The sequence below is a fragment of the Paenibacillus sp. NPDC058367 genome (assembly GCF_042723305.1).
In the GTDB taxonomy this organism is placed as follows: Bacteria; Bacillota; Bacilli; order Paenibacillales; family Paenibacillaceae; genus Paenibacillus_AQ.
On sequence record NZ_JBHXIZ010000002.1, the window covers coordinates 600,679 to 615,975 of the forward strand.

The 15,297-nt window shown below is 40.6% G+C and carries 12 protein-coding genes; 6 read left to right on the forward strand and 6 right to left on the reverse strand.

Translation table 11 applies throughout. The annotated features are described in order from the left end of the window. Positions 1-12 precede the first annotated feature (12 nt). The 4 genes from ACFWMP_RS13430 to ACFWMP_RS13445 form a co-directional block, all read right to left on the reverse strand. The gene (locus ACFWMP_RS13430; protein WP_379423922.1) at positions 13-840 is read right to left on the reverse strand and encodes a MerR family transcriptional regulator; all 828 of its coding nucleotides are present in this window, start codon (positions 838-840) and stop codon (positions 13-15) included. 130 nt (positions 841-970) lie between these two features. Continuing rightward, on the reverse strand, positions 971-1,978 hold the full coding sequence (locus tag ACFWMP_RS13435) for an alpha/beta hydrolase family protein (protein WP_379423923.1): 1,008 nt from the start codon (positions 1,976-1,978) through the stop codon (positions 971-973). Then, positions 1,962-2,570, reverse strand: coding sequence for a GNAT family N-acetyltransferase (locus ACFWMP_RS13440; RefSeq protein ID WP_379423924.1), 609 nt, complete (start codon positions 2,568-2,570; stop codon positions 1,962-1,964). Before ACFWMP_RS13440 ends, ACFWMP_RS13435 begins: the two co-directional genes overlap by 17 nt. A gap of 68 nt (positions 2,571-2,638) precedes the next feature. Next, positions 2,639-3,415 carry a helix-turn-helix domain-containing protein gene (locus ACFWMP_RS13445; RefSeq protein WP_081951150.1) on the reverse strand — a complete coding sequence of 259 codons (777 nt, stop codon included), beginning with the start codon at positions 3,413-3,415 and terminating at the stop codon, positions 2,639-2,641. Positions 3,416-3,610: 195 nt separating this feature from the next. Between ACFWMP_RS13445 and ACFWMP_RS13450 the strand changes: the two genes are divergently transcribed. The 3 genes from ACFWMP_RS13450 (at position 3,611) to ACFWMP_RS13460 (ending at position 12,123) form a co-directional block, all read left to right on the forward strand. After that, positions 3,611-6,772 (forward strand): hybrid sensor histidine kinase/response regulator, encoded by a 3,162-nt coding sequence (locus tag ACFWMP_RS13450; RefSeq protein WP_379423925.1) that lies wholly within the window; start codon positions 3,611-3,613, stop codon positions 6,770-6,772. A 3-nt stretch (positions 6,773-6,775) separates the two neighbouring features. Further along, positions 6,776-7,867, forward strand: a complete 1,092-nt coding sequence (locus tag ACFWMP_RS13455; protein ID WP_339241777.1) for a response regulator — start codon at positions 6,776-6,778, stop codon at positions 7,865-7,867. 143 nt (positions 7,868-8,010) lie between these two features. Next, on the forward strand, positions 8,011-12,123 hold the full coding sequence (locus ACFWMP_RS13460; RefSeq protein ID WP_379423926.1) for an S-layer homology domain-containing protein: 4,113 nt from the start codon (positions 8,011-8,013) through the stop codon (positions 12,121-12,123). 112 nt (positions 12,124-12,235) lie between these two features. Here the strand turns inward: ACFWMP_RS13460 and ACFWMP_RS13465 are convergent, their stop codons facing one another. Further along, complete coding sequence (locus tag ACFWMP_RS13465; RefSeq protein WP_042189017.1) at positions 12,236-12,721, reverse strand: DUF2975 domain-containing protein; 486 nt, start codon at positions 12,719-12,721, stop codon at positions 12,236-12,238. A gap of 221 nt (positions 12,722-12,942) precedes the next feature. On the opposite strand from ACFWMP_RS13465, the gene ACFWMP_RS13470 reads away from it, so the two are divergent. From ACFWMP_RS13470 to ACFWMP_RS13480, 3 genes are read left to right on the forward strand one after another with little or no spacing between them, the layout of a single operon-like run. Continuing rightward, entirely contained in the window at positions 12,943-13,461 is a 519-nt protein-coding gene (locus tag ACFWMP_RS13470) for an ankyrin repeat domain-containing protein (protein WP_042189016.1), read from the forward strand. A gap of 1 nt (position 13,462) precedes the next feature. Next, positions 13,463-13,825 (forward strand): DUF4180 domain-containing protein, encoded by a 363-nt coding sequence (locus tag ACFWMP_RS13475; protein ID WP_339241771.1) that lies wholly within the window; start codon positions 13,463-13,465, stop codon positions 13,823-13,825. Positions 13,826-13,853: 28 nt separating this feature from the next. Beyond that, on the forward strand, positions 13,854-14,234 hold the full coding sequence (locus ACFWMP_RS13480; RefSeq protein WP_042194061.1) for an iron chaperone: 381 nt from the start codon (positions 13,854-13,856) through the stop codon (positions 14,232-14,234). 85 nt (positions 14,235-14,319) lie between these two features. Here ACFWMP_RS13480 and ACFWMP_RS13485 read toward each other — a convergent pair whose 3' ends face one another. Next, entirely contained in the window at positions 14,320-15,258 is a 939-nt protein-coding gene (locus ACFWMP_RS13485) for an ArsR/SmtB family transcription factor (protein ID WP_042189014.1), read from the reverse strand. Positions 15,259-15,297 lie beyond the last annotated feature (39 nt).

The window sequence follows — 15,297 nt, forward strand, 5'->3', positions numbered from 1 at the left end:
ATATGAGTGTGGCTACGATCTTTTCTTAACTGGAAAATACACCTCAGTAACAAGATCCTGAGGATCAGTAGTTTGCGTGGGATCTGTTATATATTTTTCATAGGGTGAGTTCACCATTTCATAACCTTCATTTTCTATCCATTCTGTGAGCTTCGCATAAACCGATGTTAATTCTGAATAAGGGCCCTTATAAACAGACTTCGCACACAGCCCTTCAAGTAATTCCCTCGTTCCGTTTACGATCTCCTCAATAGGTAGGGCAAACTCTGTATCATTCCCGGCAGGATTATATTCCTCACTGTGATAAATTGTTATTGGCATGCCCAGCAAGGTCAGCTTTTCAGTGGCAATAGTTTCATACAGTTTGCTAAAATACTTACCATATCCAAGCGCATAATCATCACTGCTCAACATTTGACGCGTAAAAAGAATATGCATTGGTTTGGTTTGAACAAGTTGCACTTCTATCTTATTTAGGTAGGACATCATAGATATTCCTTTCTCTAAATTTAGAACATCACTATTAATTTGCTTTAACGTATATTCGTAAGTTCGTAGTTTCTCTTGTAGTTTTCTTTTTTTGAGATTTAGGGCTGTACTAAGCTTCTCTTCAAAATGATCCTGCTCCCATTCCAGAATATCTTTGATTTCTTCTAGTGAGAAATGATAAGATTTCAAACGATTGATAAAAAGCATTTTTGTTAGTTGTTTGATGGAATAATACCTGTAACCGTTCTCGGGATTAGTCTCATCGGGATGAATTAATCCAATTTCATCATAATACCGCAGCGTTTTGGTTGACACTTCGCATATCTTCGAGAATTCTCCTATGGACAGCAACAATCTCATCTCCATTTCTTCGATATTTAATGATATATAGACTTTGAATTTTCGATGGTTTGTTCAATTCCACTATGCACCTTCCCCTAAGGGTAAAGTCAATAGTCAGATTTCTTATCTGGAAATAGGTTTACGGTTGTGTCTTTACAAATCGGCTTAGATCATCTAAATATTGATCTTCCACCAATTGTCGTGGAAAGAAAACAGCGGTTAAATAAGTCCTTAAGAGGGATGCGGCATTCTTCTTTGACAGCATAGAGTGGTCAGCGTTGGGAAAATAAGAGACAGAGAGCAAGTTGGCAGGTATTTTTTCACGGTAAATACGTTCGGTTTCCTCAATATCTACATTGATATCTTGACCGCCGAGTACTAAATGGACAGGAGCATTGAAGTAACTAAGTTCTTCGGTGGCATCAGACTGATAGTTTTTGGCGATAAAACCCCAGCGTTCCTTAGAAATCAAGTCCTCGGATTGTGCAATACGCAAGTAATCTTCATAAGATGCTCGTTCGTTAAGTAATTGTAAGACATGCGCGTTATAATTCTCCTTTACTTTGATCTCGTGTTCCGAGAAACGATCTTGTTTCATTTCTGTTCGGGTATTGTATTTACCTTGAGAGATCCAGTTCACCGCAGGCGATACAAGAATGCTGAACGCAAGGTCTGGAACTTCTCTAAATACCTTGGGAATCACCCAACCGGCCTGACTTGCTCCCCACAAACCAATAGACTTCTTATCAATCATTGGTAAGTTCTTCGCCCAGTTAATCGCAGATATCGTTTCCTGAGCACGATCTTCCATGCTTTGCTCCAACCAGTTACCAGAGGAACCACCAATACCAGGCTTGTTAAGAGACAAAGAAGCATATCCGGCAGATGCGAATTTCTCCCATAAAGGTTTATATCCGTCATCGTATGTGTCATTTATGGGACCATCACCATGAACAAAAACTATTAGCCCTACGTTTCCAGAATAGTGCTGGGGTAGAATTAAAGTTCCTGTTAGTTTACCCTGAGGGGTTTCGATTTCTATCTTTTGCTCATTCATTGCATATGAATGCTGATTTAATACGAATAAGACTGAAGCTGCCATTAAGCCAATGATCAAGCATGCGGTTAATTTAATATTTTTTTTCATTTATTGAGCTCCTAGGATGTAGTGGTAAACGCCTCGTCATGTAATGCCAATTAGCCTCTTTAAAAAGAAGGTGTCTAATCCCGCTATAGTTTGATTGATCGATAGCAAAGTCCATCTGTTGGTACATATGAATAGCTCGTTTATTATTTTTAGCAACATGTAGCGTTAATTTGTCCACTTCGGAGTGACTGTTTACAGAATCTATTGCCCAACTAAGCAACTGCTTACCGATTCCTTTATTACGGTGGCTAGATCGAACGGCCAAATGATCGACATAACATTCTTTTGCGCGAGGCTGATAATTCAAAAAATGTAACCCAACCATTAACTTACATACATTTAAATATCCAAATTTCTTAAATAATTGTGAAAAGGAACTATGGTGAGGTGATATAAATTTACTTCTGTCTGAGGCTCGGCTGTCCTTCCACTTAATGCTGAGCGTACCGACAACCTCTCCATTTTCTTTAGCTACGATTTGTTGTGATGATGCGGACGGTTGATCATGCTCCCAGAGCCCAAAAAGTAGTTCAGCAATATCATCGTCCTCTAGTGAGATGAGGGAGTGGAATTTACCGTGGAACGCATCCACTAAAAGACTGCAGACTGCTCTATGATCTTGTTCTTGGTAGTGAGCGATTGTTATCTTGTTCGGACTTATCATGCTACACCGTCAGGGTCATGCTTGATATTAATTTGGATTTCATAATGAAGCTTGTCATTGTTGAATAGGGATAGATATGATTTTTCCAAAAGGATCAATGGTCCCTGAATTGTATAGTGATGTTGTGTTAAATAGTGTTCCAATTGAGCAATCTCACGTTCAATATCCTGGTTATCCGTCACGAAAAATGCTTTATATAAGTAGCTGCCTTTTTCTAGGATGATGTCTGGTAAGTGAGTGCTTTCAAAACATAAGGTTACTTGTTCAGTATCGTATAAATAATGCAGATCTGTTTCAAATAAATGAGCTGGTTGCGGCTTTTTTTCATACAGACTTCGAGCGGTGAGTGGCTCATCTTGCTCTATTTCCATCCATTTTTTTAAATGACGAGTATCCAATTGTTTAATGTGATATTTGTCTTCTAGAATGTCAGAGTGCTCGTATTCTTTAAGTACCTTTTGTAAAAACTGCTGCAACAACATTAGCTGGTTTATTTCAGAGTTTATTTTACTTAGAGACTGCTCCAAAAGTTGATGGTAGTCATTTTTGGTGAAGTTATTCATGCTTTTGTTAATCGTACTGACAGGCACGTTCAATTTGCGGAGTAATAGGATCTGGGCCAACTGATAAATCTCATTAATTCCGTACATCCGGTATTGATTGCTATCGGTATAGGCTGGAAATAAAATCTCTTTCTCTTCAAAATATCGGATTTGATGTACGGATACATTCATAAGTTTTGAAAGTTCACCAATCGTAATGTAATGATTCAATGGAGGTGCCCCTAACTATATTGGTATTTGTTGATTTAACTATAAACCTTAGGTCTGACCTAAGGTCAAGCGTGGATCTCAGTTTCATGTAATCACTAATCACCATTCCATTAATTTGTCGAAACATGAAGGAAAACAGAAAATTTTATAGAATTATCTATCGTTATCTATCCTATTTAATCCAAGTGTTGCACGATGCCCCAAGCGTTTGCGCAGCTTAACATCACCATAGAAAAGGGGCCTACGATGCTCAAAAGGACGTTACTTATTTATTTAATTGCTTTCATCTCGTTAGCAACAATCCCACTATCCATTTTTATAGACAATGATCAACATGAGAATTATCTGCAAGTTCAGAAGGGGAGCATGGATCTTTCAACTTGGGATTATGGGCAACAAAAGGTCATCAAGTTAGATGGTGAGTGGGAATTTTATTGGAATCAGCTGCTAATGCCTGAGCATTTTAAAGAATCAAGCACAGACAAACCTGCTCCTACAGCATTAATGGAGGTCCCTTCACGATGGAATGGCAAAGTGGTTGATGGACAACCTTTACCTGCATTCGGTTCTGCTACTTATCGGATGGTGTTGAAAAACTTACCTGTAAACGGTGTATTCGCTTTGAAAAAAACGAATATCCGCTTTTCGAGTGCGATTTATGTGAATGGGCATTTACTCATTAAGGATGGAAACCCCACTATGAGTACTGCCGATTACCAGTCGGGGAATATTCCGCAGATTGGGCTTTTTTCGTCTGAAAAAGGTGATGTAGAGATTATCATTCAAGTTTCTAACTATGAATATGTAAATGCAGGTATTCCGGTATCTCTTACGTTTGGCGAGGAAGCCGCTATGCTGGAGAACCAGCAGAAGAGTACGGCTCGTGAATTTAGTACAGTTGCAATATTGGGAACATTATCACTTATTTTTGTCATCTGCTTTGTGGCGGCTGCTTTATACCGTAAGAAGGATTACTCCTTACTTGTATTTGCTATTATTTGTTTACTGCTTGCGATCTATCATGGCTTGATTGGAGAACGTTCGCTGTTACTGTTTTTCCCAAACCTTTCGTTCATTGTGTTATACAAAGTGAAGGATATTAGCTCCATATCGTGTTTTATTGTTCTGGCTATATTTTTCTACCAAATGCACAAAAGCATAATCTCTTTAAAACTTACGCAAGTCGTAACGATTATACTAGGCAGCTTTATAATATTGGTAGCAATCCTGCCTATTCGTACTTACACTCTTTTCTCTACCTATGTGATCATTGTATATGAATTGATGTTAATTTGGATGTTGTTTAGAGTGGCTATCTTGTACATCAGGAGCCCTGAAGTAAATCGGATCAAATCGTTGCTGCTGTTCTTGGCGATTCTTGCTATCAATCTGTACTCGATAGACATCATTCTGTTTGCTCTTTCGATGAAAGAAAACCTTTGGCTAGGACAGTTTTACATTGTAGCCTTTAATATCATTATGATCGTTCTGATTGTTCTCCGTTTTTTCGAGGCTTATCATACGATAGATGAAATGAAAAACCAGCTGATCAGTCTGGACAAAATTAAGGACGAGTTTCTCTCCAATACCTCTCATGAGCTGAAGACACCACTGAATGCCATAGTCAACATTACTGCTACACTACTTAATGGGGTTGAAGGTCCAGTTACCGAAAGGCAAGCGCAGAATCTAGCGATCGTAATGGGAAGTGGAAGAAGATTAACTTATATGGTAAACGAATTGCTCGATTATTCCAAAATGAAGCATGGAGATATCACCTTATATAAAAGCACCCTAGATCTGAAAGCTGTTGTAGATTCTGTTATCGGTATACATTCGTTTCTGCTCGGAGAAAAGTCGATCTTACTCGTAAACAATGTTGCTTCAGAATTTCCACCTGTACATGCAGATGGCAACCGTTTGATTCAGATTTTGCACAACTTGGTAGATAATGCGATTAAATTCACGGAGCAGGGTGAAATAAATATTAGTGCCAGATTTACACATGAATGGGTTGAGGTCCGTGTGACAGACTCGGGAATCGGAATTGCACCGGATATGCAGAAACGTATTTTTATGGCCTTTGAGCAAGTGGACGAAGCTGAAATTCATAGTCATGGTGGAACAGGTCTCGGACTAAGCATTACCAAGAAGCTGGTTGAGTTACATGGCGGGAACATTAGAGTGGACTCTGTTGCTGGTACAGGATCGGTCTTTATATTTACTCTTCCACGATGGGATCTAACATCTAATCAAGTCACGGGTCCAATCGTGGATAAGACTCTTCCTTATAGAGAAGTTTTCTTTCCGCGCCAGGAGTATCCTATATATATCAAAGGTAAAATCAATGAGCCGATTTTGGTCGTGGACGATGATTTTGCCAACCTGCAATCTATGATCAACTTGTTCAAGCTTGAGGGATATTCCATTGTTGTTGTGAACCGGGGGCAGCTGGCACTTGATGAGTTATCGAAGAATTCAGACTTCTTTCTCGTTGTACTGGACATTACAATGCCGGATATTTCTGGCTATGAGGTTCTGCAAAAGATTAGAGAGAGATTCACACCCTTTGAGCTGCCTGTGTTAATGCTAACGGCAAAGAATAGAGTTAGCGATATGAAAATGTCCATGGATAATGGGGCAAATGATTATGTAGGGAAGCCGTTTGAAGCGGAAGAATTAATGGCGCGTGTGAAAAGTCTGACCCGATTGAGAGCTTCTGTAAAGAAAGCTAAAGATGCCGAAATTGCCTTTTTACGTTCTCAGATCAAACCGCATTTCTTGTACAATGCCCTGAATTCAATTGCTGCATTATGTGTGGAAGAACCTGAGCAGGCGGAAGAATTAACGCTGGAGCTGTCACAGTATTTGAGAAGCAGCTTTGACTTCAAACAGTTGGATTCGTTAACTACCTTGGAGGGTGAGCTAGAGCTAGTTAAAGCATATATTAATATTGAAAAAGTGCGCTTTGGTGCTAGATTACAAGTGGAATATGATATAACCGCAAATACGGATAGCCGGATTCCCCCACTTATCCTACAACCATTAGTAGAAAATGCTATAAGACATGGACTGATGTCCAATTTACGGGGAGGAAAGGTAACTATATCTGTGAAAGAGTCGGATCCTTCCGTAGTCAGCTTTGTTGTAGAAGATAATGGACGCGGAATGAGTGAGCACAAGCTGGAGGAAATCATGAAATCAGATGTAGATAAAAGAGGCGTAGGGCTTTGGAATATTAGTCAACGCATCAAACTTCTCTATGGAAAGAACATTCGTATTCAAAGTGTTGAAGGAAAAGGCACACGGGTTTCTTTTGATATCCCCAAACAACACATGAAGCGGATAGGAGGTTGAAGTATGCTGCGAGCCATTATCGTGGATGATGAAGAATTATCAGTAAAGCGCTTAAAAAGGATATTATCTCAGAGTGGAGAGATTGAAGTATACGATACTTTTCTGGATCCGACGGAAGCCTATGAATTTGTGAAGGGGAATTCGATTGATGTAGCTTTTTTGGACATTTCTATGCCTGACACAAATGGAATGAAGCTTTCCACCCTTTTGCATGAACTAGATGAATCGATTAATGTGGTTTTTGTTACAGGGTATGACGAATACGCACTGCAAGCCTTCGAACTGAGTGCTGTGGATTATTTGCTGAAGCCTGTAACTGCACAGCGTTTAACTAAAACTTTGGATAAGATCAAAAAAATGAATAGAGGTGTGACGGTTCAGCCCGTCATAGAAGTTCTCTTATTTAATGGACTAAAGATATACCGCCGTACGCAAGACAGAGAGCCCATCAAGCTAAGGAGCCCAAAAACCGAAGAATTGTTTGCCTTTTTGATTAGTAAAGGGACGGTTAGCCGAGATGAAATTATCGATACCTTATGGAGTGGGCTGGAACCTGATAAAGCGTTGAAGAATCTGAACTCAACCCTGTACTATATTCGAAAAGCAATCGGAACTAGCTTTATTAAAGCCAGCAGAACCGAAATAAGTATAGAGGAACGCAGTATTTATTGTGATTTGTATGAGTTTAAGCGACAGCTGAAGCAAATTAGGCAGGTCTCGAAAAAAGATTCTGAATGGTTCAATCAAGTAGAAACATTATATACGGGGTCCTTTCTCAAAGGTAAAGCATACGATTGGGCTAGTGGGAAGACACGCCGACTTGAACAGGATTTTATTGGACTGCTGGAACTAGCTGCTAGATTTCATATGGAGCAGAACGAGCGTCAACAATCGCTGCACTACTTTGAGAGAATCTTGAAATTGGATCCCTTGAGAGAAGATATCCATCAGGAAATCATTCATTTGTATATTGAACTAGGGCGTATGAATGAAGCTTATCGGCGATATGGGCAATTGGAAGAGACCCTTCAACAGGAGCTTGGAACTTCACCTGATCCTAAGCTTAAAGCGTTGATTATGAAGATTATGAACTAATATATAGTAAAAGAGAACCGACGAATCGATTGGATTTCGAAGGTTCTTTTTTTTGTTTATTTTTCGTTTATCATAATTTTGTATAATACTCTCGATTATTGTCGAAATGATGACATGATTTAAGCTAGAGGGGGAAAAAGAGTTTGAAGCCATCATTTATGAAAATAGGCATTAGTATTTCGTTAGCCACTGGAGTTGTGGTGCAAGGTGTGGGACCGATCCACACTCAAATAGTGAGTGCAAAATCGGACTTTGGTTGGATCGTGAATAGCCCAGCTGTGATACCGTCCATTAATGAAGACGATACTTCCAACGCGGGCGTTGTTGTTTCCAGTCTTTTGTCAGGAAAGGTAACCGATCCAGCGACAACAGGGATTGCTGTGGTGTCATTTGATAATACCAATGGGGCCTGGCAATATTACAACACATTGGGAAACATCTGGTATAATATCGAGCCAGTGTCTGACACTAAAGCTTTTCTGCTGCTGAAATCGGAGAAAATTCGTTTTGTCCCCGCTAAAGACTGGAACGGAACAGCTTCCATTGACTTTAAGCTATGGGACACTACAGCAACAGGGTATCAAAATTATCAAAAAAATGCGAATACCACTGTTTCTGCAGCATTCAACCCAGATCTAGGCACTGCTACAATTACTGTAAATCCAGTGAACGATGCACCTTATCTGACAGAACTGAATGGTGGGGACTATCTTAGTTTTGACGGCAATGGGGATTATGTGACGTTCCCAGATCAACTGTTATACAAGAATTCTTTTACAATTGAAGGTAATTTAAAAGTCAATGGTTTTAATACCTGGATGAGATTCTTCGAGTCTTCAATCGGTGAGGCAAACCACAATATTTTTGTGGGTTTTAACGGAAAAAAAATGAGCTTCATAGCGTATACCAATAAAGGTGAGATTAACGTCACTGAAGATTTCCCGACTTCTAAATGGGTTCATGTCGCAATTGTTTATGATCACAGTCAGAAAAAGGGACGAATTTATTGGGATGGTGTTCTTAAGGCAGAAGGGGCTATGGATTTAAGTACAGTTGGAAATATGGCACGTCCGAACAACTGGCTTGGTAAAAGCACCTGGAGACAGGACGGAGATTACAGCGGTGGGATGAGAGACGTAAGGTTTTGGAGTAAAGCTAAAACCCAGAGCGAAATTGTTCGCGAAATGAACGTCGATTTGAATGGATCAGAGCCTAATCTGGCTTTGAACTATAAATTTTCGAATAGCAATGATGGTATTATCGCTGTCAATACACCGGCTGGTTCAGCTAAGAACGGTTCAATCACTGGTGCCAGCTGGAAGCAGGACACAGGCTTCATGGGAAGTACTACAACGGAAAAAAATAAATCTGTATCACGCTCCTTTAAGGTTATTGATGTGGATGGGGATGACCTTAATGTATCAGCTACATCTTCTAATACTTCCCTAATTCCGAATAATGGACTGAAAGTAAGTGGAAGTGGGGATGCGCGGACGTTAGAAATAACACCAGCGAAGAATGCCTACGGAAACAGTGTGATTACTGTTACTGTAAATGATGGAACTATAAGTAGTTTATACACCTTCAATGTGCAGGTAAACGATGTGGGAGATGTCCTCGTAACTGGAGTGACTTTGAATAAAACATCACTTAGTTTAACAGAGGGAGAAGCAGGAGATACACTAAATGCTGCAATAGAACCTGCTAATGCGACGAACAAAACAGTAACTTGGAGCTCCAGTGATGAAACTGTCGCGACAGTTGTTAATGGAGTGGTAACACCAGTTGGCGTTGGAACAGCAACGATCACAGCAACAACAACGGACGGAAGTTATACTGCGACATCCACCGTAACTGTGAGTGCTCCAGTTGTGAACGTAACCGGAGTGAAGCTTGATCAGGAGACGCTCGACTTAACTGCTGGTGAAGCAGATGCCTTACTAAAGGTGACAATAGAACCTGCAAATGCGACAGATACAGATGTGATCTGGAGTTCCAGCGATGAAACTGTTGCAACAGTCGTGGATGGAGTGGTAACACCAGTTGGTGAGGGTATAGCAATTATTACTGTAACGACTAAGGATGGAAGTTTTAAGGCTTCAACAACTGTGAATGTGGCAGCACCTAAGCCACCAATTGTCATAGTAACCGGAGTAACCTTAGACCAGCCAACACTTGATTTAACAGTTGGAGAAGGTGATAAAACGCTACAAGCGACAGTCGCACCTGCCGATGCAACCAATAAGGGGGTAATCTGGAGCTCCAGTGATGAAACAGTAGCTAAGGTTGTTTACGGAGTAGTAACCCCGGTTGGTGTTGGAACAGCCACCATTACGGTTACGACTAAAGATGGCAGTTATACCGCTTCAACGACAGTGAATGTGAAAGCAGCAACGCCACCTACCGTTATCGTAACGGGAGTAACGTTAGACAAGACAGCACTTAATTTAACCGTGGGTGAAGATGGGGAGACGTTAACAGCAACAGTAGCGCCTGCTGATGCGACCATTAAGGACCTGATCTGGAGCTCCAGCGATGAAACTATCGCAAAAGTCGTGAATGGAGTGGTTACTCCAGTTGGTGAGGGAACAGCCATTATTACAGTTACAACGAAAGATGGAAGTTATAAAGCTTCAACAACCGTTACTGTGAAGGCTCCTGCTAAGCCAATTACAGCACCGGGTATTCCAACATCCGTAACTGCAACTGCAGAAAATGGTCAAGCGATCATCACCTTTACACCGCCGGTAAACGATGGTGGAAGTGAAATCACAGGATATATTGTAACGGCTCATCCGGGAGGGCTGACGGTTACGGGTAATGGAAGTCCGCTTACAATCAGTGGTCTGACGAATGGTACAAGCTACATCTTCACGGTACAGGCCATCAATAAGGCTGGCTTTAGCGAATCATCTGCTGAATCCAATACAGTCATCCCGAGCGCTCCATCCAGTGTTGATGTTCCTTCTCAACCAACTCCATCAGCAACGCCGGCACCTGTAGCAAATGATGCTTCCATTTTAATCAATGGTAAAGCGGAAACCGTGGGAACTGCGACGAATGGTAAACGGAATGATCAAACGCTAACCACCATTGCTTTAGACCAGAAGAAGCTGGAAGACAAGCTCGCCGCTGAAGGTAAAGGTGCTGTGGTTTCTATCACTGCCATTAGTAAATCTGATGTTATCGTTGGCGAACTAAACGGACAAATGGTTAAAAATATGCAGGGAAATCAAGCAATACTTGAAATCAGAACGGGAAATGCGACATTTACACTGCCTTCTGGGCAGATTGATATTGACGCCTTATCCGCGCAGATTGGCAAGTCTGTAGCTTTACAAGATATTAAAATACAGATTGAAATCAGCGCACCAACTGCCGATCAAGTTAAAGCATTAGGAGCTGCTGCGCAAAACGGATCATTTTCATTAGTCGGCGCACCAGTAAACTTTACAGCTAGAGGTATTTACGGAGATAAGAGTATTGAACTATCCCAATTCAATACGTATGTGAAACGTACGATTGCTATTCCGGATGGGATGGACCCGAATAAGATTACAACTGGTGTGTATATTGATGCTGATGGCTCAGTGCGTCATGTACCTACTAAAGTGATAGTCATTGAAGGAAAATATTTTGCTACAATCAACAGCCTTAGTGGCGGCACTTACTCTGTAATCTGGCATCCGCTTGAATTCAGTGATGTTGCTAATCACTGGGCAAAAGATGCAGTGAATGATATGGGTTCCCGTTTAGTTATCGAAGGGACTGGTAATGGTCAATTTACACCTGATCAAGCGATTACCCGCGCAGAGTTTGCGGCGATTGTCGTTCGCGGTCTCGGACTAGGATTGAGTCAAACAGCAACACCATTTTCGGATGTTAAAACTACGGATTGGTATAACAGTGCGATCAATACTGCATATGCATATCAATTAATCAATGGTTTTGAAGATGGCATGTTCCGCCCTGATGACCAAATTACCCGTGAACAAGCGATGCTAATTATCGCCAAAGCGATGAAAATTACAGCGCTAAAGGCTAACCTTCCTAATCAATCCGCTGAAGGATTCTTGAACCCATATACCGATGCCGGCAAAGCATCTGACTGGGCGATTAGCGCAATTGCTGACTGCTTGCAGGCAGGCGTAATCATGGGACGAAGCAGCAATGTACTTGCTCCCAAGGATGATATGACCAGAGCTGAGGTTGCAGCGATCGTTAAGCGGCTTCTTCAAAAGTCTGATTTAATTTAAAAATTGGCTCACTATATACATTGAAAAGAAAGAGTATTCATTCGATAACCTTCGAATGAATACTCTTTTCTTTTGGCTATATTAAATTCTAATGTTGATATTTGACTGTTAATCATACATTTTTTGGCTTTATATCTGGGGCATTTTTTAATGGCTTTTGAAGTGCGTCCACAATGGCTGCGATGATACTTGTTGCTAAAAGACCCATTAGACATAATGATGTAGGACCCGCTGGATCATCACTATCTGTAACTTTAGCAAGCACCCTTAAGCTTACTAGTCCTAACAAAATGAGGAAAATGACTGCAAAAGCACATTTCTTTATAATCTTCAAAGAGTTAAGGGATAATTCAGAGAAAGCATTGTTCTTTTCGATGTTGTTTAATAGTTTATATGCTTGGTACAGCGCAACAGAAAACGCAATACAAAATCCGTAAGCACAAACTAAAAAGGGAATCAGGAAGTAAGCCGTATCTGGATGTACTCTTGCATCTCTTACCGCTATCTCAGGCAACCAGATACACAAAGCAAGCACTGCAATTCCAACCAGAAAAATAATTACTTTTAAGAAAGTGGTTGAACCTCGTTTAACATTCATTTAAAACACCTCACTTATTTAATGACTTCATGATTTTAGCATTTAATTTATTGATTTACAATAAATTTGTATTGTTTTTTATGTTTGTTATTTTACGAGAAATGGTTATCGTCTTTAAAAGACTACAACGTCTTTTCTTCTTGTTAGCAGGAGAATGGCTTAACTATCCAGAAAAAATAAGCTAAATCATTTCTTCATCAATTGAAAAGAGGCGAAATCTAATGGAACTACGGCAAAGTATTAATGAAGTTTTTCAGTCGGCACAACATGGCGATGCTGCACGGCTAACAGAAATTTTAGAATTCCATCCGGCTCTTGCAAATACGGAAAATGACGAGGGCCTTACACCTTTGGGATATGCAGCACATTTCGGTAAAGAAGCAGCGGTGCAGGTATTGATAGACCATGGTGCTGAGGTTGATGCAGTATCTCATTCCAAGATAAATTTCATTCCTTCTAATACTGCACTTCATGCTGCAATTGCTGGGGAGCGGAATATGGGTGTTATCCAACTGCTATTGAACAAGGGTGCTCAGACACATATTTTTGATAGCGATGGGCACACTGCCTTGCATTCTGCAGCTTTTCATTCGGATAATGTGGAGCTGATACGCTTGTTAATCGAACACGGAGCTGACATCCATGCTAAAATTGAAGGTGGTGAATCAGTATTAGCTATAGCTATCCAACAAGGAAACCACAATGTTAAAGAATTTCTTATTGAAAAAGGAGCAATTTAGAATGCAAATCACATTAAACCGTAAAGACAATTCAACAGTAGCTTTGATTTCCAGCGAGGGTATTGTAATTAATAATGTGAATGATGCATTGGATCTAATGGCAAACGTTAGATATCAAGAATGCGATAAAATGATTCTAAGAAAAGAGCAAATCACAGATGATTTTTTTGAGTTAAAGACGGGCCTTGCTGGAGAGATTCTTCAAAAGTATACAAACTATCAGATGCGAGTTGCTATTGTGGGAGAATTTACTGGCTATAATAGTAAAAGTCTGAATGATTTTATTTACGAATGTAATCAGGGGAATAAAATATTGTTCAAGAGTACAGAAGACGAGGCATTGGCAGCATTTCATCAAAGTTAAATGTGAACTTGAAACAGAGAGGGGACTTATTGTGGAGGCTAAAATCACGTATGAATCGATCGATGACTATATTTCCAAGTTTCCATCTGAGATTCAGGAAATCCTTAGTACAATAAGAAAAGTAATAAAAGAAACGGCACCTGATGCGATTGAAAAGATTAGCTATCAGATGCCTACTTTTACACTGCACGGAAATCTGGTGCATTTTGCGGCTTTCAAAAACCATATTGGATTTTATCCAACGCCTAATGGTATTGACGCTTTCAAAGAAGAATTATCAGTCTATAAAGGAGCAAAAGGATCCATTCAATTCCCTCTTAATCAGCCGATGCCCTATGAATTAATTAGTAAGATCGTGAAATTTAGAGTGGCTGAGAATATCAAAAAAGCTGAAGATAAGCGTAAGTAATTGGTGTGTAAAGAAAACATTGTCCACTGGCACATCTGAAGCTTTCGATCTACTCTGGTTTCAGGTGTGCAATTCTTACGTGTTATCATGTACCCGATACTGAACGACGCACAAACGACAGGATAATATCCTGTGAGTAGTCTCCGAAACCACTTCCGAATAGATTAAGTCCTCGTCTATTGAGGGCATCCTCGCGAATCTCAAATCGTACTCGAATGGGCTCATTAAATGCCAGCTTCAGTGAGCTAATTGTAGTAGGGGAAGAAGCAGTTCCATTTATTTTGCTACCCTGTTCTGAGATACTCCACTCTGTCAGCATTCCATATTCTGTACCACCCTTCCATCGTTCGGGTGTTAACTTTCCTTTCCGGTTACCGAAATCTGATGGACAAGTCCAAGTACCGACATGTAGGTCATTTATAGTTAATGTGATGTCACTTGCCCAATCTTCCCGAAATGCAGGTGCTTCAGAACAAACCTCAGCCGAAATCCGAATCTCATCAAGCTCGACACCAGGGGGTAGTGGATTGGCAAAATAGTATTCGACATAGCCAGAGTCAGCGAACCATAAGAGAGATGCATCAACTCGTTCCGGCATGTAGAATACCCGTGGATCATCCTGAGAACCGATGACTCCGCCGTCTTTTCCAGCCATACCACAAGAGGGTTGAATAGAACAGTGGGAGAACATCCCGATGGGCATATGTATTTCTTCCGTTTGATGCAGACCATCGCCTAGCTTCGAAGGAAGATCGAGATGGATGGATCGGCAGGTGACCGCACATATTTTCTCGCGATTTGCACCCTGTGTAGATGAGATTAAGTTAACTTGCTCAAGGGTCTGTACATTGATTGAAATTGTTGGTTGAGCTACGCCAAGTGTCTCGGCCAATTGACTGACACTCATGGGCTTGTCACCAAGGGCTTCAAGAATACGGACTCTGACATCTCCAGAAAGTGCTTTAGCAACATCTAAGATGCGTGATGCGGGGTACCGTATCGTTTCTTGCGAAATATCATTCATTGGTTGTATTCCTTTTCGTTAGGATTGGTTGAGGATATT

What these genes read in the sequence shown, in the direction of transcription:
- ACFWMP_RS13435 (WP_379423923.1), bottom strand. Translation starts at nt 1,978, where the DNA reads ATGAAAAAAAATATTAAATTAACCGCATGCTTGATCATTGGCTTAATG.
- ACFWMP_RS13450 (WP_379423925.1), top strand. Translation starts at nt 3,611, where the DNA reads ATGCCCCAAGCGTTTGCGCAGCTTAACATCACCATAGAAAAGGGGCCT.
- ACFWMP_RS13455 (WP_339241777.1), top strand. Translation starts at nt 6,776, where the DNA reads ATGCTGCGAGCCATTATCGTGGATGATGAAGAATTATCAGTAAAGCGC.
- ACFWMP_RS13465 (WP_042189017.1), bottom strand. Translation starts at nt 12,721, where the DNA reads ATGAATGTTAAACGAGGTTCAACCACTTTCTTAAAAGTAATTATTTTT.
- ACFWMP_RS13470 (WP_042189016.1), top strand. Translation starts at nt 12,943, where the DNA reads ATGGAACTACGGCAAAGTATTAATGAAGTTTTTCAGTCGGCACAACAT.
- ACFWMP_RS13475 (WP_339241771.1), top strand. Translation starts at nt 13,463, where the DNA reads ATGCAAATCACATTAAACCGTAAAGACAATTCAACAGTAGCTTTGATT.
- ACFWMP_RS13485 (WP_042189014.1), bottom strand. Translation starts at nt 15,258, where the DNA reads ATGAATGATATTTCGCAAGAAACGATACGGTACCCCGCATCACGCATC.